A 24,674-nucleotide genomic window follows, 5' to 3' on the forward strand; every position below is an offset into this window, starting at 1 on the left:
CAAAATGATTTTAATCTTGTACCAAAACAGGTAGTTTTGTAAATAATGTGTAACCGTTAAATGGTTTAGAGGAAAATCAAAGTATGGCAACAACTCCTACCCCAATGAAAAAGTCCGAAATGCTCAGCGAACTTGCTGAAACAACTGGAATGACCAAAAAAAATGTAGCAGCATTTTTGGACTCTTTCGTTGAACTCGCTTACAAAGAAACTAAGAAGAATGGTGCATTTGTCATTCCTGGTCTAGGTAAACTTGTTAAACGTAATCGTCCAAAAAGAAAAGGTAGAAACCCTGCAACTGGTGAAGCGATTGTTATCCCTGCAAAAACAGTTGTGAAATTCACACTTTCTAAAACTTGTAAAGACGCGGTTGTCCCACCTAAAAAATAAAGTCATCAATTCTCCCAGGTGGAAACCTACCTGGGAATTTTATGGAAAAAAAACCATATCCATTCTCACCGTTTGAAGACTCTCTCGTAGGGGAAAAAACTCTACTTGTTTGGCAAGATAGCCATCACTCTGAAAAAAATTTAAAAGACCATCTACTCATGGCTTTGGATTTAAGAGAAGATCAGTTAGTCTTTACTCCAAACGCAATCAAACAAAAGTTAATGGTTTCATATCCCACTGAAATCAGGAATTTAATAACAAACAATCAAACGAATGAAATTCCTAAATTACTAATAGCGATTGCAAAAGGTAATACTCCTTCAAATTCGTTACCAGCATTAGATATTTGTTTTGAACTCATTGAATGGTTGTTAACCGGATTTGATTTGGATGAAGTTTTAAGAGAAACTTTATCATTATTATTTGGAATCACATTATCAATTGAATTTTTAACATCTGTTCGAGCTGAGTATTTTAAAGAGTTACGCGGTTAAATAAAGCGAACAAAAAAGTTTTTTGATTGTCAATTTATGAATTTGGTTCAAAATTTGGAGCAAATAAGGATTTATGGTATCTTCTATGCAAACTCGAAACATCTATAAATGGGGATCACAAGAAGTGGAAGAAAAACTTCCCTCACATACATTGGATTTTTTAAATCAACAATTCCCAGTTTCAAAAGAATTTAAATCTAATCTTCCTAAAGGTGAACTTCCTTTAAAACCATTAAAGAAATCTAAGTTAACTCCTGCAGTGATTTCAAAACTGAAAAAAATCGTAGGGAATTCGAATGTTACGCTCGACGATGTAAGCCGCGCTAAACATTCAATAGGAAAGTTTTATACCGAAATTTATAAAGCTCGGTTTGGCGAAGTTTCGGATGTTGTTGATGTAGTGGTCTCTCCTAAAAATGAAAAGGAAATTGAAGAGATTCTCGCTCTTGCGAATGCAAATAAAATTCCGGTTATTCCTTTTGGTGCGGGATCCACTGTCACAAAAGCTTTACAAGCTCCCAAAGGGGGAATCTCCCTTGATTTATCTCGACTTAATCGTATCATTGAATTTAATGCGATTGATTCAACAGTAACTGTTGAAGCTGGTGTGTATGGACCAGAATTAGAGAAACATTTAAATGACAGAGGGTATACCTGTGGCCATTTCCCACAATCATTTGAATTTTCAACAGTGGGTGGTTGGATTGCTGCAAAAGGAGCAGGGCAAGCATCCACAGGGTATGGTAAGATAGAAGATATTCTTCTTGGATTAACAGCCATTACTCCTTCAGGTAAATTTGAATCGAAAGCTTATCCTGCAGCTTCCATTGGTCCAGATATGTTTCGTTTGTTTCTCGGAACGGAAGGAAGTTTTGGTGTTATCACAAAAGCTACTTTAAAAATTCGCAAATACCATGCTCAAAATTCCGCAAAAGGATCTTTTATTTTCAAAAATTTTGAAAGTGCAGTTGAGACAATGCGTGAAGTGATGCAAGGAGGATTTGGGAAACCACATTTTTTCCGAATCCAAGATCCAGAAGAAACTGATATTTCTTTTCATATGAGTGGATTACATGGAGGCAAAGAGGATCTATTTCTCAGGTTCATTGGATACAAACCAATGCAAAGGTCCCTTATGCATATCATTATTGATGGAGAACCTTCTTATACAAAAGAAGTTTTAAAGAAAATCAAAAAAATAGCAAAATCAAAAGGTGGGTTTTCCACTGGAGAATCACCTGTTAACAAATGGTTACACCAAAGGTATTCTAGTGCCTACTTGCGTGATTATTTAATGGATGAAGGAATTCGGATTGATACGCTAGAAACGGCGGTTAGCTGGTCCAATCTTCATACCTTATGGGAAAACACAAGAGCCTATATCAAAAGTTTTGAAAATACATCTTGTATGGTTCATATATCCCATGCTTATGAAAATGGAGCAAATTTATACTTCATTTTTATAAGCCCTATGGACAAACAAAATGAAGTTTCCTCTTTTGTAAAATTTCATAAGGGAATTATCGATAGTATCCATGAAAATGGTGGATCACTTTCACATCATCATGGGATCGGAAGAATGTTATCTCCTTGGATGGAAAAAGAAGTAGGGAAAGAAGGGCTTCGTATCCTTTCTTCTCTCAAAAAAACTTTTGATCCAAAGGGAATTATGAATCCAGGTGGATTGTTAGGATTAAAATAATGGGTGTTTCTGAAAGGAAAAAAAGAGAATTTGCACAAAGAGAAACGGACATTCTAAATTGCGCGATTGAACTTTTTCGAACAAAACATCCATCTCTTGTGAAGATGGATGATATCGCAAAACATTTAGAAATTGGACGAGGGACAATTTATCTACACTTTAAAAGTAAAGATGATTTGATGGCTCGTATTCAATATGAAGATTATGTTCGTCTGCGGGAAAGACTTGAAAAAGCTTTCGAAGAAAAAACTGCAATTGATATGTCTAGGCGTGCTATTCGAGCTTACATAGATCATTGTTTAGGTGATAAACATATGTACCTCGTTGCAAAACAATGTGGCGTTAATCTAAACATTGATAATGTTTCTGAAGATATGAGAAAAATGCTCACGGATGAAAGATCAAATCGGCTTTCTTTATTAGAAAAAATTTACAAACAAGCAAAGAATGAAAATCTCATTAACTCACGTGGAACTTATCCAAATGTTGCAGTTGCATGGGGCATGATCCGTGGTGCAGTAGAAGTGATTCTTGATGGGCATTTTCAAAATGAAATCAAAAGTGAAAAAGCTTATTTAGAAACGATAGAACATGTTTTATTTTTTGGATTATTTTCAGGTGGCAACAAAGGAGAAACATGATGAGAAAGATAAAGGTAATTTTAAATCCAGTTTCGGGTGGAGGCCTTTCTGCAAAAGTTTGGCAAAAAATTGAACCTATTCTCATCCAAAAAGGGATCTCATATTCCTATGAAGCGACCACCAAAGAAAAAGCTGCAAAAGATATTGCAAAAGAATCTGTAAAACAAGGGTATCATTGGATTTTAGGTATTGGAGGAGATGGTACATTCTCTAATATCATCAATGGACTTTTTGAAAATGGAAAATTGATCAATAAGAATGTTGTATTTAGTCCAATCCCTGCTGGCCGGGGCAATGATTTTATCAAAACAGTAAAAGTTCCTAAAAACCCAGTAAAAGCATTGGAACAAGTGTTAAATGGTGTTGAAAGACATATTGACTTAATCGATGTTACATACACAAAAGCCGATAAATCCAAAGGCAAATATTTATGTTTGAACTTGGCTGATTTTGGAATGGGAGGAGAAGTTGTATATCGGGTAAACCAATCAAAACTTGGTAGGTTTATAGGGGGAAAAGGTGTATTTCTTTTTTATACCGTAGTTTGTTTGTTTTCCTATACAAATAAAAAAATCACACTCACACTTTCCAAATTTGAGAAAATTACAAATAAATGTAGGTTAATTGTTTGTGCGAATGGCGAATTTGCTGGAGGAGGAATGTGGTTTGCTCCGAAAGCAAAATTAGATGATGGAAAAATGGATTTATTAGCAATCCAAGACGTATCAGTTTTTGAAACACTTCGAAAATTTGGAAATCTTTACCAAGGGAAATTATCTGATGATGCAAAAGTGATTTCGAAACAAATTACTGAACTGACAGCAGAGTCCGAAGAAGATGTTTTTATTGATGTAGATGGAGAAAATATGGGGCAACTTCCTGCTCAGTTTAAAGTTCTTCCCAAAGTATTACCGATCAAATGTTAAAATTATGAAAAATAGCACCAAACAAGAAAATTCGAGATTAGACCATTTAAAAAAAGAATACGATATTCTTGTCATCGGAGGTGGAATAACGGGTGCCAATGTTTTATGGGATGCAACACTTAGAGGGTATAATTGCCTTCTTGTGGAAAAAAATGATTATGCATCTGGTACAAGCCAAGCAACTTCCAAACTAATCCACGGCGGGCTTCGTTATTTAAAAAATTTTGAACTAGGGCTTGTGCGTGAATCTTTATCGGAAAGAAGGTATTTAGCAAAAATCACTCCGCATGCAGTTCGTCCAATGGGTTTTATCATTCCAATACGATCTCTCTTTCAAAGGATTCAGTTATTACTAGGAATGGAGTTATACAATTTATTATCTTTTGATAGGAACAAAGAAATTGACCCAGATGTTCAACTTCCCAAGTACAGATGGAATTCAGCAGCGGAAACAATATATAAGGTGATGGGTCTTGGTAGAAAATCACTCAAAGGAAGTTTCCAATACTACGACTATGCAAACCCAAATCCAGAGAAACATACAACCGAATTTATAATTTCAGCAAAAGAAAAAGGGGCACATGCCTTTAATTATTTATCTGTTTCTGCTTTAAAAAAACAAAATAGCGGTGGTTATACGGTTGGATTGACTGATGAAATCACGGGCAAAAAGTATTTAGTATCTGCTAAGGTAGTTGTCAATTCTGCAGGACCTTGGGCGGATTTAATCGAAGCTATGGCAGGGATCTCAGCTGAAAAAAAATTAGTACGATCCAAAGGGATACATGCAGTTGTTCGCAATATTTGTGGGAATGAATGTGTTGTATTGTCAAAACGAGACGGTTCACATTTATTTGTGATCCCATGGCGTGGAAAAACAATCATTGGAACCACTGATACAGCTTATGAGGATGACCCAGACAAATTTAAAGTCAAACAATCTGAACTTGTTGATTTGATTGATGAAGTAAATTTTAGTTTTGGTTTTGCAAAATTAACATTAAAAGATGTCGATTATTATTACGGTGGCTTAAGACCACTTGTCGAAGATCCAGGAAGTACAGAAGGAACATACTCTGCATCAAGGAAATCAGAAATTTTCCATTATGAAAAAGAAGGGTTCCCTGGCTTTTTTTCAGCATTGGGTGGTAAATACACAACAAGTAGAGCCGTTGCAGAAAGTTTGGTGAATGCAATTGATACATATACAAAAGGGAAACTTGTTTCTTGTGTCACAAAGTTCACTCCATTACTCGGTGGTAGATACCAAAATTTAAAAGAATTAGTGACGGAAATTCAGTTTAAGTTCCCACACGTTCCTGGTAACAAAATTGATACTTTAGTTAGGCGATATGGAAGTTTAACTTGGAAAATATTATCATTAAAAGGTTTGGATACATATCGAATTCCTAATGGTGAGCAATATTTTGAAGATGAAGTTGAATACATTGTTTTAAATGAAGACATACATCATTTGACGGATTTTTATTTCAGAAGGTCTGGTGTTGGAACAGTGGGGAAATTAGAAACTTCGGAACGAACTCGTTTAGATAAAAAAATAGCTAAGTTACTTGGGTGGAGTGCGGAACGCTTGAAAGAAGAATCCAAAAAAGTTGATGAACGTTATCAGTGGTTTGTTGATTAAGTGCCAAGAATAAAAATCGATATTCCAAATCATAAAATATTTGAAACATCCTTATCAGTTCGAATATCAGATATCAATTTTGCCGGCCATTTGGCACATGATGCAATTTTGACCCTAACACATGAATGTAGAGCAAGATTTTTCCATTCCCATGGGTGGACTGAGATCGATGTAGAAGGCAAGGGGATAGTTGTTTCTGACGTGGCTATTGTTTATAAATCAGAAGCTTTTTTTCCAGATGATCTAAATATACAATTGTATGTAGATCAAATTTCAACAAAATCATTGGATATGTTGTATGTGATCACACATAAGGATGGAAAAGAAATTGCCCGTGCTAAAACTGCAATTGTCTTTTTTGATTATTCGGAACGCAAACCTTGTCCAATCCCAGCAGTGTTTTTAAGTGTTCTCAAAAAAGAATCTAAGAATTAATTATTATTATTTTGAACTATATTGTTTCGAATGAGAGAGAGAAATTTTGTTTCTTCTGATTCATAATTGATCTTATGGATTCCGCCTAAGGGATTGAGCCGTACAGCTTGATTCCATGTGTTAGATTCAATTTTTTTCCAAATTCCAATTCCAAATCGACCATATTCATTTCGAATCCACTGCATAAGTTGCGTTATGGTTTCTATATTTTTATCTTTCCGTTTCGGATATGTGAGAATAAAATTTAATAGTTCTTCGATCCCTTTCTTTTTGACAACGGATGTTTTAAAAATAGGCGGAAGTGACTGGTCAGGGAGAATGTCTTTGATAAATTCAAGTGTTGACTCTAACATATAATAACTTGAATTTGCTAAGGACTCTTCATCACATTTGTTGATGATGAAAGCTTCTGGAACTTCCATAATCCCAGATTTCATAAACTGTACTTGGTCGCCACCCAAGGGTTGCATCACAAGAAAAGAAATATCGGAAATGAGTGATACTGAAATTTCGTTTTGTCCAATCCCAACTGTTTCAATGAATACATAATCAAAAATCTTTCTTAAAAAGCGGATTACATGATAGGTATATGGATTGAGGCCACCTAATTCAAGTTGGGAAGGTTGAGAACGAAAATAAATCCTGGTGTCCCTTCTGGGAAGAGTGACTCTTGTACGGTCTCCAAGAATGGAACCACCACTGATATTGGAAGAGGGGTCAATTGCCACGATTGCCATTTTTTTATCGGGTGCAAATTCCAGAAATAAACGACAAAGTTCTCCGAGTAACGATGATTTGCCAGCACCAGGTGTTCCTGTGATTCCAATGGTAAGACCATCTTTTGCGTTTGGTTTTTGAGATTGGATTTCGCTGAACAAACTTTCTCGAAATGTTAAATTGTTTTCTGTTTCGATTTTTGAGATAATTTTTGCAATAGGGAACTTCTCACCAAGAAGTGCTTCTGAAACCAATTGCGATAGTGTTTCTGTGGAATCCATCAAAGAGTTTGCCATTGTAAAACGAGTTATATTTGGACTGAAACCTCCACTTACATTCTCATCGAAGTGTAGTGGAGGTAGTTGGAACTCGTGTTTAAACGAGGGCTGGTTCAACTGAAATGATATCAATGATTTTGTTCATGATCGACATCAAATCATAATCTTTTGGGGTAAAGATTTCTCGGATTCCCATTTTTTTCAGTTCTTCAAAATCGGATTCAGGGATGATCCCACCAATCACAACTGGGATGTTTGCTTTGTAATGAGCAAGTTCATCAAATAGTTGTTTTGCGATTTCTTTATGAGAACCAGAAAGAATGGAAAGTCCAATGACATTTGCATTTTCTTCCACTGCAGATTGTACAATCTCCTCTGGAGAAAGTCGTATTCCTGAGTAAATCACATCAAATCCACTGTGTTTTGCCGATACAGCAATCATTTCTGCCCCATTCGAATGGCCATCAAGCCCAGGTTTTCCCACTACAATCTTTGGTCTATGGCCATGGGCTTTTGTGAAGGCATCCACTTTCCCACGAACAGTTGCTACTTTATCGTCAGAGAGGAACAGTTTTTGTCCGTCTACACCAGTTGGTGGGTTGTATTCACCATACACTTCGCGAAGAGCGTCTGCCCATTCTCCTGTTGTCACAAGTGCTTTTGCACATGCGATGGAATATGGCATAAGATTTTTTCCATCTTTTGCTGCTTGTTTGAGTTCTTCTAAAGATTTTTTAGCAAGTTCTGCATTTCGGCGGGTTTTTGCTTCCGCTAGAACACCTAGCGTTTGTTCAGCGGATTTAGGGTCAACTTTGAAAATACCACCATCAGAGTCAGTCATGAGTGGTGACTTGATACCGTCAGTCCATTTGTTTTTACCCACGATTACAAGTTCATTGGAATTGATTTTAGAAAGCCTTTCGGTTTGTGACTTCACTAGTTGTGATTTCATGTAACCGTTTTCGATGGCAACAAGAGCTCCACCCATATCGAGAATTTTTTGGATTTCCAATTTGGCTTGTTCTTTGAGCGCTTTTACTTTTGATTCAATGACTTTTGATCCTTCAAAGATATCAGGATATTCTAATAGGTCTGTTTCATACGCCAAAACTTGTTGTAAACGAAGTGACCATTGTTGGTCCCAAGGTCTTGGTAGGGAAAGTGCCTCGTTCCATGCTGGTAATTGTAAGGCACGGCATCTTGCATTTCGAGATAAGGTCACACCCAATGCTTCAATGAGGATTCTCCAAGCATTGTTTTCTGGTTGTTCTTCTGTGAGACCTAATGAGTTTACTTGGACTCCATAACGGAACACTCGGTACTTTGCATTTTTCACACCGTAACGTTCTTTTGTGATCTCTTCCCACATTTCTGTAAAGGCACGCATTTTGCACATCTCTTCTACAAAACGAATCCCTGCGTTGACAAAAAAGGAAATCCTTCCTACACACTGTTCGAATTCATCTGCAGTAAAACAGTTTCTTTCTTTGATGGCATCTAACACTGCAATTGCAGTTGCGAGAGCAAAAGAAAGTTCCTGAACAGGTGTTGCACCTGCTTCTTGTAAGTGATAAGAACAGATGTTAGAGGGGTTCCACTTTGGAATATTGTGCAGACAGTATTCATACATATCCACGATGATTTTCATCGAGTCTTTTGGTGGATAAATATAAGTTCCACGGGCAAGGTATTCTTTGATGAGATCATTTTGAGTGGTTCCATTCAGTTTTTCGAGAGGAACTCCACGTTCTTCCGCAAGGGCTACATATAGCGAAAGTAACCACATAGAGGTACCATTGATGGTCATCGATGTGTTCATCTCTTCGATTGGGATCTGGTCAAATAAAATGCGGAAATCTTCAAGTGAGTTGATTGGAACTCCCACTTTTCCAATTTCAGGCCTTGAGACTTCGTGGTCGGAGCTATAACCACATTGAGTGGGTAGATCAAATGCAATGGAAAGCCCTGTTTGGCCTTTAGAAAGGTTCTTTCTGTACAACTCATTGGAGGCTTTTGCGTTGGTGTGCCCTGCATAGGTCCTAAAAATCCATGGTTTGTCAGGTTTTCCCTGTCCATTCTCGTCAACGAGAAGGTAATCTTTTTTTTCGGCGGACATTCTTTGCCTCGTTTTATAATTTCTATGTATAATTGAAAATCTTCTGGAATATTTTCACCTAAAAATTTATACAGGACTAGGCAATTTAAGCCTTTTCCAAGATGCGCGAACCTAAACCTTTTTCACCAATTCCATTCATTTTTAGCATCTTACTCTTAAGTTTGGGTTATGCGTTGTTCTCATATTTTAGACCATTCCCCACGACAGAAACAGAATGGGAATTTTTGGCAAATGCCAAAGCTGCAACGGAGGAGGGGGGACTCATTTCTGCCCGAGAACCTCTTGCATTTTGGTTTGTAGTCACTTGGAAAAAAATATTTGGTAGTAATTACATTCCATCCTTCATTGCGTTAGCTGGTTTATTTTATAGTTTGTTTTTACATCTATTTTTATTATTACTCAGAAATGTAGAATGGAAACGAAATCACTATTTTGTGGTTTATCTTGCTGCCTTTTTACCATTCTCCTATGGGTTCCCGACTTCTTATTTCACAGAAACACTTTGTTTGGTATTTTTGTTACTTGTTTTTTTGACATTTCGTTTGGAAAAAATGACAGACTTACTGGTTTTCCCTACGTTCACACTTCTTGCCTTTTTCTCTAGTTTTATCATGTTCTATTTGGGTTTCACATTCTTTGTGATCTTCACTGGGATTCGTGGTTCGAGAAAAGCAGCACAAAAAACATCAGTATTTTATAAGAAAAAAAATGTTCCGTTTTTATTTCTACTTGGATACTTAGCTTTTTTTCTGATCTCACTTATCTTTTTCTCTTACTCCAATTTTTTTGGAGAAAAATCGATCAGTTTTCTTTTCAAAACTTGGTACCAAATATCACTTATGATTTTGCTTCCTATGTTGACCATAGGGATTGGACATATATTATTAAAAACAGAAAAGGAACTGAATACAATCACAGCCTCAGTTGTGTTAGGTATTTCCATCCTTGTATCCGTGTATTTTATCTTTAAGGATTTACGTTCAACAGCCAAGGAACCTTGGGACACTCAAACCAAAAATTTAACCAAATCTTTTGGACAAGCACTTGTTCTAAAATCAGATCCTATTTATTTACCAAAAGAGTTTTCCTTTGCTTTGTATTTCCAAACGGGTACCAAAACAAAATATTTAAAAGAAACAGTAATTCCTGATAAATCCTTCCTATATGTAGAAGGGATTTGGAACCAAGACATCCAATTGGTGCAAAAATCTGGATTGTTTCGAAGATCGAATCGGTCGATTGGGATTGTTCCATTGAGTGAAGACGATGTCCTCATCCAAAAAGTCACATTCGATAAAATTAAAAATGAAAAAAACCTAAGTTTTATCTCTAAGAAAATAGAAGAAGCGTGGACAAGTATCCCCGCAAAGCGCCCGTTTGATGAATATACGGCAGGATTACAAAAAAAGTTTGGTTATTTGAGTTTTTACTAAAACTTCAGATTAAGAACTAAAATCTTTATAAAAACGTTTCACTTTGGAAACATATTGTTTTGTTTCTTCATATGGAGGAATGCCTTTGTATCGTTTCACAGCACCAGGACCTGCATTGTAAGCAGCAATTGCCTTTTCTGGATCCTTAAATTCTTTCATCAGACCTTTTAAGAATTTTACACCACCAGTAATGTTTTCTTCTGGATCAAAAGGGTCTTTTACACCCAAACTTTCTGCCGTTTCAGGCATCAGTTGCATGAGGCCCATTGCCCCTTTGGGAGAAACCGCTTTCGTTTTAAACCCAGATTCTGCCTTCACCATAGCTTTTACTAAATTTGGATCCATCCCTTGTGCTTCTGCTATGGATTCGATGGTACCGATGAGATCCCCAGTTTGTTTGGGCCCTCGTGAGAGAGAAGGTCCTAAAGACTTCGCTGTTTCAGGAAAAGGAAGCCTGATGGAATCATTCGAGACAGGATTTGACTCACTCGTTTGTTTTGCCCCATTTTGTTTGTTCCATTCCTTTTCTAACAGATCAGGGAAGGAGACAAGGGAACTAGGGTTCTTTGCCATTTGGGACAAAGATTCCATTCTGCCTAAGACAGAAGAAACAGACGGGATATCAGTGAGTTTCACACCATTCCTTTCGGTCAGATTTTAGAAAACTGAAGTAAAAAATTATGTCTCTTTCTGAATTCTCGAAGTTTGGATTTGGTGTAGGTCTTTTGGACCCAGTGGTTTCACAAGGTACCCTTTCACATTGGGGAAGGACAAACTTTTGGATTGGTCGGAAGGATCAATGGAAGAAGTGAGAATGTAAATCGGGATGTGTGAGATGGGTGTGATCGTTTGGATTGTATCTAAAAACTGCCAACCATCCATGACTGGCATATTCAAGTCCAAAAACAAAAGTTCGGGAAGTTGCTCCGATGATCGTAATGCTGTGAGCGCCTCGGATCCATTCGGGTAAGTTAAAATTTCAGACGCAAACGATAGTTTCTCCATTAGAGTTTTGATGAGGAAAGTAGTTACAACATCATCTTCAATCAAAAATACTTTGGAAATTTGGCTCATGATTCTGGAAAACTTCTCTCAGAAACTATCGATTTCTGAAAAAGAAGCAACCAATAAAAAGAAAGAATCCCTCTTTATAAGGAATGGGGAGAGGTCAAAACATCCGGCCTTAGTATTTCTTTTAGTTTGTGTTCTTCTAATAATCCAAGTTCAAGGACTATGGATTCTACTGAACGATTTTCGGCAAGAGCTCGTTTGGCGACTAAGGTTGCATTTTCATATCCAATGTAAGGATTGAGAGCAGTCGCAAGGCCTGCTGATGTTTTGACTCTGGATTCAAGAATTTTTCGGTTTGCTGTGATTCCTGAAACACAATTGGTTTCCAAAGTTTTGCAACCAGCTGTTAGGTGCTCAATACTTTTGAATAAACTATGGGCAATGATTGGCTCAAATGCATTCAATTGTAATTGTCCTGCTTCTGCTGCCATTGTGATCGTGATATCGTTCCCAATCACTTCATAGGCAATTTGATTGACCACTTCCGGGATGATGGGATTTACTTTGCCTGGCATGATGGAAGAACCGGCAGCCTTTGCCGGCAAATTGATTTCGTTAAAGCCACCTTGTGGCCCACTTGAGAGTAAACGTAAATCATTACATACCTTTGAAAGTTTTGTGGCAATCCGTTTTAACACACCAGATAATTGTACAAATGCACCTGTATCTTGAGTTGCCTCTATCAAATTTGGTGCTGCATTTAAATCAAATCCAGTTTGTTTTGCCAGTATTTCGGTTACAATCTTCGAATAACGAATGTCAGTATTGATTCCTGTGCCGATTGCAGTAGCCCCCAAATTAATTTCACCTATAAGGGATGTTGCTTCTTTTAAACGGGAAATGTCCTCACCTAACATAACATCGTAAGTTGAGAATTCCTGGCCTAAAGTCATTGGTACAGCATCTTGTAATTGTGTTCTTCCAATTTTTAATATATCTTTGAATTCATCTGATTTTTTTCGAAACGAAACCTGTAAACTCTCGAGAGCAGAAAGCAGCCCGATGATGGAAAACACTGCAGCCAATTTGATAGAGGAAGGATAAACATCATTTGTACTTTGTGACATGTTGACATCATTCAAAGGATGGATCACGGTATAAGCACCCTTGGGATGGCCTGCTAATTCTAAAGCAATGTTTGTAATCACTTCGTTCGCATTCATATTGGTGGAAGTTCCTGCACCACCTTGGATGACATCCACTACAAATTCAGAATGGAATTTGCCGTTTAAAATTTGATCACAAGCTTCCACGATCCATTTTGATTTTTCGGAAGGGAGTAGTCCTAATTGCAAATTTGCTAGAGCAGAGGCTTTTTTGATATGGGCAAGGGCACATACCAAATCAGGATACGTACCAATGGACTTCCCCGTGATGGGATAATTTTCAAGGGCCCTTAATGTGTGGATCCCCCAATAAACATCCTTAGGAATTTCTCGTTCACCAAGTAGATCATGTTCCATCCGAAAATTTGTTTCTGTCATTTCAGAATTTCTCCAGTTGAGAACGAAAGATACTAGACCAAAAAGAAATGGGAAGAAGATTTATGTTCTGCATGAAGAAATTCACATTCCTATTTATTTACTTTAGCCTTCCATTTTCTACGATCTTTTTATTTGGTATTGAAAAGACAAATCTGGAAGTAACCTGCAAACAAAAAGAAGAAACAATCAAAACGATATTTCAACTTTTACCTGATTCAGAACGTAGTTGTCCTGAGATTGCTAAACTTGTTCTCACAGAAGAAGATGAAGAAGGCGAAAAATTGGATAAAGAATACCAAGAATTGTTTTTGAAAGTGTGTGAGTTAAAACGCAAAAAACGTACATTAGAAGAAATCCGTGACAATTTGGGTCTTTCCAAACAATGTAATTCCTACCAATCTGTTACGAAAAAGAATTGATTCTTCGTCTCAATCTAGTAAATTTATTGCCAAGTATATGTTGAAGTACATTCCCATTTTCTGTTTTTTCCTTTTTCCTATGGTCCTTCTGCCATGTGAACCTTTTGTTACAAAAGTTTTGTCACCTATCGACCATTCATCGAAAGACAAAAGTTTTTCGGAATTCAAAGTCAAATTTTTAAAAACCTTAAAATCAAAAGATCGAAAATCCTTAGAATCTTTTTTGGACAAAGACATTCATTTTACATTTGGTCCAGAAACTGGCAAAAAAGAATTTTTAAAATCATTCCAACTGACAGAAAAGCCAAATGATTCTGATTTTTGGAATTTAATGAACGATACAATCCAATTGGGTTTGCGTCAAAATGCAGAAGGCCAAATGGTTGCTCCTTATTTTTTTGAAACATTCCCAAGTGATTATGATCCCTTTTCGCATTACCTCATCATTGGAAAAAACGTAAATGTAAGAGAGGATGCATCAAAAGAATCAAAGGTGATTGCCCAACTCAGTTACCAAATTGTGAAGTCCGAAGCTGATGATTTGGATGGAAGGCGATTGGAGAAGGAAAGTAATTGTAATTGGAAAAAGATTTGTACACCTCAGGGAAAAGCCGGATTTGTATGTGATCGATTTATCCGTAGTCCTCTCGACTACAGAGCTTTTTTCGAAAAAAAGAATGGGCAGTGGTATCTAACAACATTCATTGTTGGCGATTGATAGCTGTTAAATTATCAATTCAAATAGTTTTTTCTTGATATTCGAAAGCTAGATTTTCAAATGAGAACAAACAATCGTAAAAGGATTCAATATGTTAAAAAAATTGCTTTTAGGTGCCATTGCACTTTCTTTCACCAACTGTTTGGTTTTAAATCCACTTGGTGCAACAATTGATAGGGAAAAAGGTTCTGTCGTAGCGGGTAGAATCACGGATGCAGCTATCCAAACAGATTTGGTTAATTCTACTCTACTTGCTGGAAGACCTGCGATTTCGCTAATCACATTACTCGCTTCCGATATTGCAAAAATTGAATCAGAAAAATATTATATAAAAGCAGATGTTGATCAGTGTATCAATGATATTACTGGTTTTAAAGGGTTTGTACTTGGATCTTTGATCACAAATATTATTTCCTGCCAGGATTTAAAAACTGATGGATATGTCACTGGAGATCCATTCCCAAGTTTCTAAAAACTGCTTATTGGTTCCCTGCTCTTTTTTTTAGAGCAGGGAACCAATTCAAAATCTTCCGGGTCATATTCTCAAAACAAAAAAGGAAGGTTTTATGATCTCTCTTAAAAAAGCTCTCAAAATCACAACGACACTTGGTCTTGTATCGGTTATGGCGTTTGCCTTCGGAAATTGCCGTGGACACAAAGACTTTGAAAAACGAATCGAATGGGTGACATCCAAACTAACATCAAAATTAGATCTGGATGATGCTCAGAAAGCAAAACTAGAAAGTATCAAAGCAGAACTCATCGCCAAACACAAGGAGATGAAACCAAAACATGAATCTTGGGCCAAAGAATTGGCATCGCAGATTCGTTCTGAAAAAATTGATACCAAGTATCTCGACAAAATGAGTGTAGAAAGAGAAACACGCCACCAAGAAATGCGTAAGTTTTTCCAAACAAAACTTGTTGAGTTCCATGCAGTTCTAAAACCAGAACAAAGGGAAAAATTTGCAGAACTCGTTGAAAAATTTGCATCTCGTCACCAATCACCTGAAGAGTAAAACATGGCAAATTTTGACTTCGAATCTGTAGTCAAAGAAACCAAATACTTGGTTTTAAAAACGATCGGTGAAACACTCATCGATCGTTTTGACGACGCCACTGAGGATGTAGTTCAGGAAGTGTACTTTCGAGTTTTTAAGTCTCTCGAAAAAGGTGGATTTGATGGACGATCTAAACTTTCTACTTGGATCTTCACAATCGCAAAAAATGAGTCCTTACGTATGAACGAAAAACGTTTGCGAGAAGAAGAGAAAGCAAAACGATATTTACAAAAAAACAAATCGAACTTATTCCAATCAGATGAGAATCATGCCCTATTAAAACAAGAATGGATTGAATCTACCTTATTAAAGATCCCAGAAGTCTACCAAAAGACAGTAAGGTTGTATTTGTCAGGCAAAACAATGGATGAAATTGCAAACGAACTCAACATCAAAGAGGGCACCGTAAAATCTAGATTGTTTCGCACTAAAGAATGGATTCGAAAATCGTTACCAGGAGTGAAAAATGAATTCCAAGAATCATAAAAGATGGGAAGAATTATTGAATGATTCTGATTTTGAATCTCGTATTGTTCGTAAAATTGAAACTAAGGTGAGAACACAACGTAAGAATCGAAACCTAGTTGTCTCATTTGGGTTAAGTTTTCTCATTTTGGTATCGTTTACGTTCCACCAATGGGTGATTGAACCCAATGAAATGATCAGTAACATGAGTTATTTGGTTGAGGAACTCAGTTCGGAATCGATTGTGAGTTTGAGTTTTGATTGATATTTGTCATTGATAAATATCAGTACAAATTGGAGGCATCTTACTGAAGAATTAGGTATATTTTTTTCAATTGTTTCGTCATAATTTGGCAAGGAACAATATAAAATGAACGCTTGCATTCTCTACCTAAACAAAAAACGAATTGAGATGATCAAGTTAGAATCAGATCACATGGAATCAAAGTACTGGGAAAAATTGAAAGAAACCGACAAATGGGATTTTGCGGAGATCACCAAAACTTTAGATTCACCAAATGAAGTGATCCTTGTGGGCGAATCGGGTCTGAATATGGAATACCGCCGATGGTTAGCCAACCATGACCGTGTTTTAGCCAAAAAACTCATTGCAGTGATTGGAAGTACGATCGAAACAAAAATCAATCCAAGTGTCGTTAGTCACTTCAAAGAAAAATACTTTCGAGGAAGGGCTTAACTTTTAGATCAAATGATCGCAAGACTCCGAATGTGCATGAAAGAACAATCGGAAGAGTAAAAACCCAAGTGAAGTGAGTATGATCACGGTACCAAAAACTGGAATCCACTTGGGTTGAATGTATTTTCGAATTTTCCCCATAACAACACTTAAGCCTGTAAGCATTGGGATTGTGCCAAGATAAAAACAAAACATCACTAACCCTCCTGTGATTGCACTTCCTGTTGCAAACGATGCAGCGTATGCCGGGTATAAGACACCACAGGGTAGGAGAGCGCTGAGAATTCCAATTCCAAACCCTAAACCATTCAGATTTGTTTTTTCACGGATTTTTTGTAACACATTAGAAATCCCTTTTGGTAAAGTTCCAAATTTGGAATTTGTAGGAAGGAAAAACATCCGTATCAAAAAAAAGAGTAATAGGATAAACGTGAATATTCCTGCAATACTTTGAATGGAATTGAGTTCTCCTAATGCGTTTGCTCCTTTACCTATCAATCCTAAAATGATTCCTAAAGCAGAATATGATACCATTCGACCTAAATGATAGAGTATCACAGGGATTTGTTTGGATGGATTTGATGTTTGCAGAAGAGAAATAAAAGGTCCACACATCAATGCACAGTGAAAACTACTGAGTAAACCATATAAAATAATAGAAGCAAAAAAGCTAAGGTTTGTCAGTTGGTCCATTTTTTTTGTCTTCTGCTTTTGTTAAAGAAGGTTTCTCTTTTGATTGAACAGGGTACTCTTCTTCAAAAAACATTCTATATTTGGGTGACTCAATGTCTTCGAATTGTCCTTTTCGGAATGCCAAAACAAAAACATATAAAAAGAAACCAGCAATACACATTGCCATGGGAATTGTTAAATAGAGGGCTTCCATTTGGGGATCCTTATGCGTATTGATAATGAATTAATGAGAACTGTCAAACTAGAACAAGCCATAAATACGGCACAGATTACGGGTAACATCATACCAAACATAGCAAGTGGTAACATGATCGAATTGTAACAGAAAGAAATGATAATGTTTTGTAATATGACTTCTTTTGTTTTTTTTGCTGATAGAAGCGAATGAATGAGTCCGTTTAAATTTCCAGAAGTAAGTACGACATCCGATTTTTCGAGTGACATATCCTCAGCTTCTGTATGAGAAATGGATACATTTGCCCTAGCCAAAGACAAACTGTCGTTGATTCCATCACCCACCATAATGACTACATTACCTTTGTTTTGTGAATCTTGGATGATATTTGCTTTTTCTTCAGGAGAAAGATCTGAATAAAATTGTTGGATACCCAATGTATTGGCTATGGATTTTACCGCTGGGAAACGATCACCAGAAAGGATGGCTATTTTTGGTATCATTTGTTTTAGTAAGGTCACAAATGAATGAGCACCTTGTCTCACTTCGTCTGCCAGTACAAATTGCCCTAACATTTTGCCATCAATGGCAACGTAGATGACAGATCCTTCTTTATCAGTATGGGAATCTATCTTTATGTTTTGTTCTTTTAAAAGAGTTTGGTTCCCAATGAGAACAGAATGTTCCTTACCAAGCCAAACGATGGTTCCTTTAGCACCTTGTCCTGGGATATTCTGTACGTGGGTCAGTTCCATTTCCTTTGCTTTTTCTTTCACTAAATGGTAGGGAGAAAGATACTTAACGAGTGATTTTGCTAAGGGATGGTTAATTTCCTTTTCGATTCGATAAACAAATGGTAGGTGTTCCTCTGAAACGGTAACCAAACGAACAAGGAATTTCCCTTCCGTGAGAGTTCCCGTTTTATCAAGGAAGATAGTATTTGCCTTTGCTAAAGTTTCTACTACGGATGGATTTTTTAAAAGTACACCTTTTTCTGCATTTAAAATATGATTAGTGACGAGGGCAGTGGGCACAGATATCCCTAATGCACAGGGACAGGCAACAATCAGAACAGAAATCGTTGTGACCAAACTCTGTTCTAAATTTCCATGAGTGACAAACATCCAAACTCCAAAACAAACAAATGCCAATAGGAAAACGACAGAAATAAAATAGGATGCAATTCTTTCTGTTAGGATTTGGATTTTTGGTTTTAAGTGAAGTGCTTCTTCTAAACGAAGTTTTAATGAAGATAAGGTAGAGGCATGGTAATCGGAATTGGCAAGGATAAGAGCTGGATTGTCCATTGTGAGGGAACCAGCAAGAATGGAATCTCCAGTTTGTTTTCGAATCGGAACCGATTCCCCAGTTAAAAATGATTCGTCAACATAAGTTTCCTTAGACAATAAAATTGCATCCACAGGGATTCGTTTACCAGGAGCCACTTGGATTTTATCACCTAACTTAATTTCGCTACTTGGGATTGTTGTTTCTGCATTTTCGCTGATACGAAGTGAAGTTTCTGGAAGTTTACAAAGGATGGATTCTAATTTATCGGAAGCAAATACTCTTGCCTTTTCTTCAAAGTATTTCCCTATTAAAATAAAGAAATAAATCATCGCTACGGAATCAAAATACACTTCTCCTTTGTCGGTTAATGTGACAAAGACAGAATAAAAATATGCCATCGAAATTCCTAAAAATAATAGGAAATCCATAGAGAGAGTTCGCCTTCTAATGCTTGTTAAAAAACCAGACATAAAAGGAAACCCAGAATACAAATAAGCAGGGGTCGCAAAAACCCAAGAGGCATAATGAAACATACGTTTGAGATTGAGATCAATTCCAGTGAAGTATCCAGAGTACAATGCAACACTGAGAATCATGATATTCCCAAAACAAAAACCTGCCACACCAATTCTAAGTAATAAATTCTTAAGTTGTTTTGACTTTTGTAAATTTCCTTCGGTAGGAGAGAATAAAATCGGTTTATATCCAATTGCACGAATCAAAGAAAGGATACGTGAAATTTTTATCTTAGATTTATCAAATCGGATTCTTGCACGGCCTGAAGCAAAATTGATTTGAGCAGATAGGATCCCTTCTTCTTCATTCAAAACTTTTTCATTGATCCAAACACAAGCAGAACAATGGATGTTTGTGATTTGGATCGAAACTTCCGAAAATTCTCCAGAAGGCCTTACAAACTTTTGGTATACCAATTCATTTTCAATCTCTGTTTCGTTCTCTTCGATTTCAACAGGACTGAGTTTTGTATTTCCTTTAAGGCTATAATAATAACTGCCACCTAGGGAATGTATGATGGAATAAACAGTTTCACAACCTTCACAACAGAATACCTTTATTTCGTTTCCCAATTTAGATTCAATCCGAACCAAACGAATGGTATTACCACAATGGTCACATTCTGTTGTTGTGTTTTGCGATGTTGTTTCCTTCATTTAACTGTGATTTTACCTTCTCGTTCAAAGGATTTTCCACTGATGATTGCAATCAGTCTCATGTTCCAAGTGCCCGATTCTTTTAACGGAATTTTCCCTATAAAATTTAGATCTGATGGTTTTAAATCATATCGAGTTGTATTTTTGGTAGTTGCATTTCGTTCCAGTATGACATACATTGAATCTGCTTTCACAAATGATTCGTTTTGATTTAAAGTGACTGTTAAGTCTAACTCCCCTAGAGGTAGAATTGTAGTTTTGTCCCAATTGGTGGATAATTTGTATCCTTGTTTGATCAGTTCTTTTTGATTCTCGATTGCTTTTTCATAATTCAAACCGATTTCATAATAGTTTTTGTCCATAACTGGTTCAAAATGTTTGTATGTAAGTCGTATCGTATAAAATGTTGCGGCCACAAGGCCAGTAAAACTAAACAAAACCACATACATTGCATTGCGTAAACTAGGGTGTAAATCTTTGAACATAATTATTTCCTTGGTAAAGAGAGTGACAGTTTTTTCTCTAATTTCTCATCTGGATCTTGTGTATTTCTTAAAACGATGGAACCAGGTAAATAACCTTCGTTTAATTCCTGTTCGGAGAGGGTTTGTGTCTCCAATACAACAGAAATACTTTTAATTTCTCCTGAACCTAAAGTGAATTGATTATTTTCTTCACCTGAGCGAATGAGGATTTGTTTCCCATGCCTTGTATCAAAAGCTGTGAGTTGGAATTCTTTTTCGACTGGTGCAATATTCTGAATTCTGAGTGCTACGAAGGCTCTAATTTTATTGTCAGGAATGAGAATAGGCGGCATTGATTTATTGGAGGCGGCAATCATGGACATTGGAATTCTTGTGAGAAGTTGGATACTTGCCCCAACTAGAACCACTGATAATAGAATCGCATACACCACTGTCCGTGGTCGAACCCATTTGATTTTATCGCCAGTTTCAATTTGTTTAAGGGAAAAATAACCGATTAAAGTTTTTTTGTTTTCTTTTGCCATGATGGATGTACATGCATCCACACATTTTCCGCAAGCAACACAACCTACTTGTAGGCCATCACGGATATCAATTCCTGTTGGGCAGACGACCACACACATATTACAAGCAATGCAGTCTCCTATTTTGGTTTTGCCATCACGGCGTGGTTCCCCACGTTTGAAATCATATGTTACATTCCAAGAATGTTCATCCATGAGAAGGGTTTGGAATCTTGCATAAGGGCAAGCATAACGACAAAATTGTTCTCTGATAAAGCCGATATCAATGAACATTGCTGCAGTAAAAAATAAGGTAAAATAAAAATAAGTTTCTGAGAAAGCAGCGAAACTTTTATAATCAGCTAACATTTCATAGGGGCTAACAAAATAACCAATCCAGTGAAAAGAAGCAATAAAGGAAACTATGATCCATAAAAAATACACAGTGTATTTTCCCAGAATGGATGCGTCTTTTTTCCCATATTTAGAATCTAAAACAAACCGACCAATTCGATCGAATAAGTCGGTATAAATGGTTTGGGGGCAACCCCATCCGCACCAGACACGTCCAATGACGGATGTAAAAAAGAAAAGTGATAATCCCATAGTCAGAAGGAAAAACCATAAAATCAGTCCTTCTTGCGGGATAAAAAGACCACCAAACAAGTGAAACATCCTTTTGGGAATGTCAAGTCGGATGAGAGGGCTACCTTCTGGTAACACCACCCAAGGTGCGACTAAAAATAATCCCACGAGAAAACTCATAACGATATTTCTACGTGTCCTTACTTTTCCTGATTGGGGTCTTGATATGATCATCTTTATTTTGCCTTTACCAAACTACTATTCTTTGTCGCAAGCCATGCCATAACAGCATATACTTTCTCAGCACCTAAACCTTCCCAAGCTGGCATACCACCTCGGTTGAGTTTTTGTCTATCTGGTCCAATTCCTTTCATGATGTTATTAAATACTTCTTTATCAGTATTTCCATGAATCCAATCTTTATCAACCAAACTTGGTCCTACTGCACCTTCTGCTGTTGGGCCATGACAAGCTGAGCAAATTTGTTTGTAAGTGCTTTCACCTTCTTTAATTGCAACAGCATCATCCCGGTATGGGTTGGAACCATCTTCTGGATTTGCTACAACAACTTGTTTTGTTGGAAACTTAGTTTCGTGTTCCGCTACTTCTTTTTCGAAAGCAACATCTTGTGGCCAATCTGAGTACCAGTGAAAGTATACAACATAACCGATGGATACGATGATACTGATGAGCCATACTAATTTCCACCAAGGTGGCATTGGATTGTCGGCTTGGAAGATTCCGTCTACTTCTTTTGGTTCTTTCATTCGTATTAATCCTCCTCAAGCATTCGATACTTGGGTTTTTCCATTTCTTCTTTACTGCGTTTTTTATAAACGTAGTAGGTGATGTATGCAATTGCGATCACAAGGATCGGCAATCGCAAACTTTTATAAATTAAGAGAAGGTCGGCGTCATTCATGACTTTACTTCATCCCTTTTTGTAACTCTGCAGAGTCACGCCCTAGTTTTTGCAAATAAGCAACAAGTGCATCTCCCTCAGTTTTGTCTTTGAGAAGTGATGGAGCATTTGCCAAATCCTCTTCGGTATATGGTACTCCGATGGATCGTAATGCTTTCATATTTGTTACCACTTGTTCTACATCTACTTTGTGTGACTCTTCGAATAACCATGGATAGGCTGGCATGATTGAGTTTGGTACACCGCCCACTGTTCTTGGATTGATGAGGTGGTTTTTATGCCACTCATTTGATCGTAACATTTGAGATTCGTGTGCTAAGTCTGGACCAGTACGTTTTGAACCCCAAAGGAATGGATGGTCGTAAACAAACTCACCACCTTTGGAATAACCATTTCGTCCGTAAGACTTAGTTGGGTCAAAACGATCCACTTCCCATTTAAAGGGGCGAACCATTTGTGTATGACAACCAATACAACCTTCTCTTTGGTATGTATCACGACCTGCCAACTCCAATGCTGAGTAAGGTTTTACAGTAGAAATCGGAGTTACCGTTTTGGTTAAGAAAAACGGAGGGATGAGTTCGAAAAGTCCACCAATCACAACCGCAATTGTTGTATAAATTGTAAACTTGACACCTTTTGTATCCCAACGGTCAGCAATTTCTGAAAACCAATCTAAGAATTTGTTAAAACCAAACATTATGATTTCACTCCTATACGTAAGTCTTGTTCCACAAAACCACTGTCTTTGTTTTGAATGGTTTTGATAAAGTTATACACCATAAGGATAATCCCTGTTAGATAGAGTGTTCCCCCAATCGCTCGGAACAAACGGAATGGTTTTAAGAACTCAACGATCTCAACCCAATCTTTGTATACGAGTTCTCCGTTTTCACCAACGGCTCTCCACATAGATCCTTCAGTGATCCCAGATACCCACATGGAAATGATGTAGAGTAGGATCCCAAGAGTTCCGAGCCAAAAATGTGCATTTGCCAGTTTTTCACTATAGAGGTTTGCATTCCAGAGTCTAGGAACTAAGTAATATAATGCAGCGGCAGACATAAATCCAACCCATCCTAGAGTTCCTGAGTGAACGTGACCAATAATCCAGTCTGTGTTGTGACCTAAAGCAGAAACAGCACGGATGGAAAGAAGAGGTCCTTCGAATGTTGACATACCATAAAACGTTACGGCAGCTAACATCATTTTGAGGGTTGCATCCACTTTGATTTTGTCTTTGGCTTGTGTGAGTGTTAAAAATCCATTTAACATACCACCCCAAGACGGCATCCATAACATGATGGAAAATACCATACCAGTTGTTTGTAACCACTCAGGAATTGGTGAATACAATAAGTGGTGAGGACCTGCCCAAATGTAGATAAAGATGAGAGACCAAAAGTGAATGATGGAGAGTCTATGTGAGTAAATTGGTTGTTTGATGTGTTTTGGGAGGTAGTAGTACATAAGTCCCAAAAATGGAGTTGTGAGAACAAACGCCACCGCATTATGACCATACCACCATTGGATGTTTGCATCAAATACTCCCGCATAAACCGAATATGATTTTAAGAGTCCTGCAGGGATTACGATGTTATTCACAATGAAGAGTAGGGGAACTGTTACGAAGGAAGCAATGTAAAACCAAATGGCAACATACATTTGTTCTTCTTTTCGTTTGAGTACCGTCATGAGGTAGTTTGCAAAAAAGATAACATACCATACAACTATAAGTAAGTCGATAGGCCATTCTAATTCAGCATATTCTTTTGATTGGCTGTAACCGAGTGGTAATGTGATCGCAGCTAAAACAATTGATAGGTTGTATAATGCCAAATGCAGTTTGGAAAGAGTGTCGTTCCACATTCTTGTACGACAAAGTCTTTGTACTGTATGATAAGCAGTGGCGAAGATTACACTCAATGCAAAACCAAAAATGGCAGCATTGGTATGTAATGGTCGTAACCTTCCGAAGCTCGTCCAAGGTAATTCCAAATTCAGCTGTGGATACACAAGTTGGAAGGCAATGATGACACCAAATGTCATTGATGCAACGCCCCAGACTAACGCTGAAATGATAAACCCTTTTACGATAAAATCGTCATATTGAGTTTTTTCCGTAGCCAATGTTTCTCTCCTTAATCTTTATCAGTTC

29 protein-coding genes are annotated in these 24,674 nt (G+C 37.1%); 15 read left to right on the forward strand and 14 right to left on the reverse strand.

Annotation, left to right across the window (positions count from 1 at the left end; translation table 11 throughout):
* The first annotated feature begins 83 nt into the window (after nucleotides 1–83).
* The 7 genes from CH354_RS14105 to CH354_RS14135 all read left to right on the forward strand — a co-directional run bounded on the left by CH354_RS14105 (nucleotide 84) and on the right by CH354_RS14135 (nucleotide 6,232).
* Nucleotides 84–389 carry an HU family DNA-binding protein gene (locus CH354_RS14105; RefSeq protein ID WP_004788037.1) on the forward strand — a complete coding sequence of 102 codons (306 nt, stop codon included), beginning with the start codon at nucleotides 84–86 and terminating at the stop codon, nucleotides 387–389.
* Between the two features lie 41 nt (nucleotides 390–430).
* On the forward strand, nucleotides 431–883 hold the full coding sequence (locus CH354_RS14110; protein WP_100715986.1) for a VanZ family protein: 453 nt from the start codon (nucleotides 431–433) through the stop codon (nucleotides 881–883).
* Between the two features lie 85 nt (nucleotides 884–968).
* Entirely contained in the window at nucleotides 969–2,585 is a 1,617-nt protein-coding gene (locus CH354_RS14115) for an FAD-binding oxidoreductase (RefSeq protein ID WP_100715985.1), read from the forward strand.
* Nucleotides 2,585–3,226 (forward strand): TetR/AcrR family transcriptional regulator, encoded by a 642-nt coding sequence (locus tag CH354_RS14120; RefSeq protein WP_100715984.1) that lies wholly within the window; start codon nucleotides 2,585–2,587, stop codon nucleotides 3,224–3,226. Before CH354_RS14115 ends, CH354_RS14120 begins: the two co-directional genes overlap by 1 nt.
* Nucleotides 3,223–4,152 (forward strand): diacylglycerol/lipid kinase family protein, encoded by a 930-nt coding sequence (locus CH354_RS14125; protein ID WP_239671095.1) that lies wholly within the window; start codon nucleotides 3,223–3,225, stop codon nucleotides 4,150–4,152. The genes CH354_RS14120 and CH354_RS14125 overlap by 4 nt, the downstream gene beginning before the upstream one ends.
* 4 nt (nucleotides 4,153–4,156) lie before the next feature.
* Nucleotides 4,157–5,797, forward strand: a complete 1,641-nt coding sequence (locus tag CH354_RS14130) for a glycerol-3-phosphate dehydrogenase/oxidase (protein WP_100715982.1) — start codon at nucleotides 4,157–4,159, stop codon at nucleotides 5,795–5,797.
* Complete coding sequence (locus CH354_RS14135) at nucleotides 5,798–6,232, forward strand: acyl-CoA thioesterase (RefSeq protein ID WP_100715981.1); 435 nt, start codon at nucleotides 5,798–5,800, stop codon at nucleotides 6,230–6,232. It begins immediately after the preceding gene.
* On the opposite strand, the gene CH354_RS14140 is transcribed toward CH354_RS14135, so the two are convergent.
* Complete coding sequence (locus CH354_RS14140) at nucleotides 6,229–7,230, reverse strand: P-loop NTPase family protein (RefSeq protein WP_239671094.1); 1,002 nt, start codon at nucleotides 7,228–7,230, stop codon at nucleotides 6,229–6,231. The genes CH354_RS14135 and CH354_RS14140 overlap by 4 nt on opposite strands.
* A gap of 94 nt (nucleotides 7,231–7,324) precedes the next feature.
* Nucleotides 7,325–9,343 (reverse strand): protein meaA, encoded by a 2,019-nt coding sequence (locus CH354_RS14145; protein WP_100715980.1) that lies wholly within the window; start codon nucleotides 9,341–9,343, stop codon nucleotides 7,325–7,327.
* Between the two features lie 101 nt (nucleotides 9,344–9,444).
* On the opposite strand from CH354_RS14145, the gene CH354_RS14150 reads away from it, so the two are divergent.
* Nucleotides 9,445–10,776, forward strand: a complete 1,332-nt coding sequence (locus CH354_RS14150) for a hypothetical protein (RefSeq protein WP_100727960.1) — start codon at nucleotides 9,445–9,447, stop codon at nucleotides 10,774–10,776.
* A 9-nt stretch (nucleotides 10,777–10,785) separates the two neighbouring features.
* Here the strand turns inward: CH354_RS14150 and CH354_RS14155 are convergent, their stop codons facing one another.
* From CH354_RS14155 to CH354_RS14165, 3 genes are all read right to left on the reverse strand, one after another.
* The gene (locus tag CH354_RS14155; protein WP_100727961.1) at nucleotides 10,786–11,412 is read right to left on the reverse strand and encodes a lytic transglycosylase domain-containing protein; all 627 of its coding nucleotides are present in this window, start codon (nucleotides 11,410–11,412) and stop codon (nucleotides 10,786–10,788) included.
* Between the two features lie 42 nt (nucleotides 11,413–11,454).
* On the reverse strand, nucleotides 11,455–11,850 hold the full coding sequence (locus tag CH354_RS14160) for a response regulator (RefSeq protein WP_165780374.1): 396 nt from the start codon (nucleotides 11,848–11,850) through the stop codon (nucleotides 11,455–11,457).
* A 74-nt stretch (nucleotides 11,851–11,924) separates the two neighbouring features.
* Nucleotides 11,925–13,331: an aspartate ammonia-lyase gene (locus CH354_RS14165; RefSeq protein ID WP_100727963.1), complete on the reverse strand. Its 1,407-nt coding sequence runs from the start codon at nucleotides 13,329–13,331 to the stop codon at nucleotides 11,925–11,927.
* A 71-nt stretch (nucleotides 13,332–13,402) separates the two neighbouring features.
* Between CH354_RS14165 and CH354_RS14170 the strand changes: the two genes are divergently transcribed.
* The 7 genes from CH354_RS14170 (at nucleotide 13,403) to CH354_RS14200 (ending at nucleotide 16,691) form a co-directional block, all read left to right on the forward strand.
* Nucleotides 13,403–13,750, forward strand: coding sequence for a hypothetical protein (locus tag CH354_RS14170; protein ID WP_420843834.1), 348 nt, complete (start codon nucleotides 13,403–13,405; stop codon nucleotides 13,748–13,750).
* Between the two features lie 37 nt (nucleotides 13,751–13,787).
* Entirely contained in the window at nucleotides 13,788–14,468 is a 681-nt protein-coding gene (locus tag CH354_RS14175; RefSeq protein WP_100727965.1) for an SH3 domain-containing protein, read from the forward strand.
* 91 nt (nucleotides 14,469–14,559) lie between these two features.
* Nucleotides 14,560–14,940, forward strand: coding sequence for a TIGR04452 family lipoprotein (locus tag CH354_RS14180; protein ID WP_100727966.1), 381 nt, complete (start codon nucleotides 14,560–14,562; stop codon nucleotides 14,938–14,940).
* A 94-nt stretch (nucleotides 14,941–15,034) separates the two neighbouring features.
* Complete coding sequence (locus CH354_RS14185; protein WP_100727967.1) at nucleotides 15,035–15,487, forward strand: Spy/CpxP family protein refolding chaperone; 453 nt, start codon at nucleotides 15,035–15,037, stop codon at nucleotides 15,485–15,487.
* A gap of 3 nt (nucleotides 15,488–15,490) precedes the next feature.
* A complete protein-coding gene (locus CH354_RS14190) occupies nucleotides 15,491–16,015 on the forward strand; it encodes an RNA polymerase sigma factor (protein ID WP_100727968.1) in 525 nt (174 codons plus the stop codon).
* Nucleotides 15,996–16,259: a hypothetical protein gene (locus tag CH354_RS14195; protein ID WP_100727969.1), complete on the forward strand. Its 264-nt coding sequence runs from the start codon at nucleotides 15,996–15,998 to the stop codon at nucleotides 16,257–16,259. Before CH354_RS14190 ends, CH354_RS14195 begins: the two co-directional genes overlap by 20 nt.
* A gap of 105 nt (nucleotides 16,260–16,364) precedes the next feature.
* Nucleotides 16,365–16,691 carry a hypothetical protein gene (locus CH354_RS14200; protein ID WP_243396099.1) on the forward strand — a complete coding sequence of 109 codons (327 nt, stop codon included), beginning with the start codon at nucleotides 16,365–16,367 and terminating at the stop codon, nucleotides 16,689–16,691.
* A gap of 3 nt (nucleotides 16,692–16,694) precedes the next feature.
* Here the strand turns inward: CH354_RS14200 and CH354_RS14205 are convergent, their stop codons facing one another.
* The 9 genes from CH354_RS14205 to ccoN are packed head-to-tail and all read right to left on the reverse strand — an operon-like array spanning nucleotide 16,695 to nucleotide 24,646.
* A complete protein-coding gene (locus tag CH354_RS14205) occupies nucleotides 16,695–17,384 on the reverse strand; it encodes a sulfite exporter TauE/SafE family protein (RefSeq protein WP_100727970.1) in 690 nt (229 codons plus the stop codon).
* A complete protein-coding gene (locus CH354_RS14210) occupies nucleotides 17,362–17,577 on the reverse strand; it encodes a cbb3-type cytochrome oxidase assembly protein (protein ID WP_100727971.1) in 216 nt (71 codons plus the stop codon). Before CH354_RS14210 ends, CH354_RS14205 begins: the two co-directional genes overlap by 23 nt.
* Nucleotides 17,559–20,021 carry a heavy metal translocating P-type ATPase gene (locus CH354_RS14215; RefSeq protein WP_100727972.1) on the reverse strand — a complete coding sequence of 821 codons (2,463 nt, stop codon included), beginning with the start codon at nucleotides 20,019–20,021 and terminating at the stop codon, nucleotides 17,559–17,561. The genes CH354_RS14210 and CH354_RS14215 overlap by 19 nt, the downstream gene beginning before the upstream one ends.
* Nucleotides 20,018–20,506: a FixH family protein gene (locus CH354_RS14220; RefSeq protein ID WP_100727973.1), complete on the reverse strand. Its 489-nt coding sequence runs from the start codon at nucleotides 20,504–20,506 to the stop codon at nucleotides 20,018–20,020. The genes CH354_RS14215 and CH354_RS14220 overlap by 4 nt, the downstream gene beginning before the upstream one ends.
* Before the next feature lie 2 nt (nucleotides 20,507–20,508).
* Nucleotides 20,509–21,828 (reverse strand): cytochrome c oxidase accessory protein CcoG, encoded by a 1,320-nt coding sequence (ccoG, locus tag CH354_RS14225; RefSeq protein ID WP_100727974.1) that lies wholly within the window; start codon nucleotides 21,826–21,828, stop codon nucleotides 20,509–20,511.
* 2 nt (nucleotides 21,829–21,830) lie between these two features.
* Nucleotides 21,831–22,361, reverse strand: coding sequence for a c-type cytochrome (locus CH354_RS14230; protein WP_100715965.1), 531 nt, complete (start codon nucleotides 22,359–22,361; stop codon nucleotides 21,831–21,833).
* Nucleotides 22,362–22,366: 5 nt separating this feature from the next.
* Complete coding sequence (locus CH354_RS14235) at nucleotides 22,367–22,516, reverse strand: CcoQ/FixQ family Cbb3-type cytochrome c oxidase assembly chaperone (protein WP_100715964.1); 150 nt, start codon at nucleotides 22,514–22,516, stop codon at nucleotides 22,367–22,369.
* Nucleotides 22,517–22,520: 4 nt separating this feature from the next.
* Nucleotides 22,521–23,216 (reverse strand): cytochrome-c oxidase, cbb3-type subunit II, encoded by a 696-nt coding sequence (gene ccoO, locus CH354_RS14240; protein WP_100715963.1) that lies wholly within the window; start codon nucleotides 23,214–23,216, stop codon nucleotides 22,521–22,523.
* Nucleotides 23,216–24,646 (reverse strand): cytochrome-c oxidase, cbb3-type subunit I, encoded by a 1,431-nt coding sequence (ccoN, locus tag CH354_RS14245; protein ID WP_100715962.1) that lies wholly within the window; start codon nucleotides 24,644–24,646, stop codon nucleotides 23,216–23,218. The genes ccoO and ccoN overlap by 1 nt, the downstream gene beginning before the upstream one ends.
* Nucleotides 24,647–24,674 lie beyond the last annotated feature (28 nt).

This window comes from Leptospira levettii (genome assembly GCF_002812085.1).
GTDB classification, from domain to species: Bacteria; Spirochaetota; Leptospiria; order Leptospirales; family Leptospiraceae; genus Leptospira_A; species Leptospira_A levettii.

Excerpts from the sequence above, each read along its gene's own strand:
- CH354_RS14230 (WP_100715965.1), bottom strand. The coding sequence starts at position 22,361 with ATGAAAGAACCAAAAGAAGTAGACGGAATCTTCCAAGCCGACAATCCA.
- ccoG (WP_100727974.1), bottom strand. The coding sequence starts at position 21,828 with ATGATCATATCAAGACCCCAATCAGGAAAAGTAAGGACACGTAGAAAT.
- CH354_RS14165 (WP_100727963.1), bottom strand. The coding sequence starts at position 13,331 with ATGACAGAAACAAATTTTCGGATGGAACATGATCTACTTGGTGAACGA.
- CH354_RS14215 (WP_100727972.1), bottom strand. The coding sequence starts at position 20,021 with ATGAAGGAAACAACATCGCAAAACACAACAACAGAATGTGACCATTGT.
- CH354_RS14105 (WP_004788037.1), top strand. The coding sequence starts at position 84 with ATGGCAACAACTCCTACCCCAATGAAAAAGTCCGAAATGCTCAGCGAA.
- CH354_RS14140 (WP_239671094.1), bottom strand. The coding sequence starts at position 7,230 with ATGGATTCCACAGAAACACTATCGCAATTGGTTTCAGAAGCACTTCTT.
- CH354_RS14185 (WP_100727967.1), top strand. The coding sequence starts at position 15,035 with ATGATCTCTCTTAAAAAAGCTCTCAAAATCACAACGACACTTGGTCTT.
- CH354_RS14210 (WP_100727971.1), bottom strand. The coding sequence starts at position 17,577 with ATGGAAGCCCTCTATTTAACAATTCCCATGGCAATGTGTATTGCTGGT.
- CH354_RS14170 (WP_420843834.1), top strand. The coding sequence starts at position 13,403 with ATGAAGAAATTCACATTCCTATTTATTTACTTTAGCCTTCCATTTTCT.
- CH354_RS14115 (WP_100715985.1), top strand. The coding sequence starts at position 969 with ATGCAAACTCGAAACATCTATAAATGGGGATCACAAGAAGTGGAAGAA.
- CH354_RS14195 (WP_100727969.1), top strand. The coding sequence starts at position 15,996 with ATGAATTCCAAGAATCATAAAAGATGGGAAGAATTATTGAATGATTCT.
- CH354_RS14200 (WP_243396099.1), top strand. The coding sequence starts at position 16,365 with ATGAACGCTTGCATTCTCTACCTAAACAAAAAACGAATTGAGATGATC.
- CH354_RS14145 (WP_100715980.1), bottom strand. The coding sequence starts at position 9,343 with ATGTCCGCCGAAAAAAAAGATTACCTTCTCGTTGACGAGAATGGACAG.
- CH354_RS14160 (WP_165780374.1), bottom strand. The coding sequence starts at position 11,850 with ATGAGCCAAATTTCCAAAGTATTTTTGATTGAAGATGATGTTGTAACT.
- CH354_RS14205 (WP_100727970.1), bottom strand. The coding sequence starts at position 17,384 with ATGGACCAACTGACAAACCTTAGCTTTTTTGCTTCTATTATTTTATAT.
- CH354_RS14130 (WP_100715982.1), top strand. The coding sequence starts at position 4,157 with ATGAAAAATAGCACCAAACAAGAAAATTCGAGATTAGACCATTTAAAA.
- ccoO (WP_100715963.1), bottom strand. The coding sequence starts at position 23,216 with ATGTTTGGTTTTAACAAATTCTTAGATTGGTTTTCAGAAATTGCTGAC.
- CH354_RS14120 (WP_100715984.1), top strand. The coding sequence starts at position 2,585 with ATGGGTGTTTCTGAAAGGAAAAAAAGAGAATTTGCACAAAGAGAAACG.
- CH354_RS14180 (WP_100727966.1), top strand. The coding sequence starts at position 14,560 with ATGTTAAAAAAATTGCTTTTAGGTGCCATTGCACTTTCTTTCACCAAC.
- CH354_RS14150 (WP_100727960.1), top strand. The coding sequence starts at position 9,445 with ATGCGCGAACCTAAACCTTTTTCACCAATTCCATTCATTTTTAGCATC.
- CH354_RS14220 (WP_100727973.1), bottom strand. The coding sequence starts at position 20,506 with ATGTTCAAAGATTTACACCCTAGTTTACGCAATGCAATGTATGTGGTT.
- CH354_RS14190 (WP_100727968.1), top strand. The coding sequence starts at position 15,491 with ATGGCAAATTTTGACTTCGAATCTGTAGTCAAAGAAACCAAATACTTG.
- CH354_RS14175 (WP_100727965.1), top strand. The coding sequence starts at position 13,788 with ATGTTGAAGTACATTCCCATTTTCTGTTTTTTCCTTTTTCCTATGGTC.
- CH354_RS14110 (WP_100715986.1), top strand. The coding sequence starts at position 431 with ATGGAAAAAAAACCATATCCATTCTCACCGTTTGAAGACTCTCTCGTA.
- CH354_RS14235 (WP_100715964.1), bottom strand. The coding sequence starts at position 22,516 with ATGAATGACGCCGACCTTCTCTTAATTTATAAAAGTTTGCGATTGCCG.
- CH354_RS14125 (WP_239671095.1), top strand. The coding sequence starts at position 3,223 with ATGATGAGAAAGATAAAGGTAATTTTAAATCCAGTTTCGGGTGGAGGC.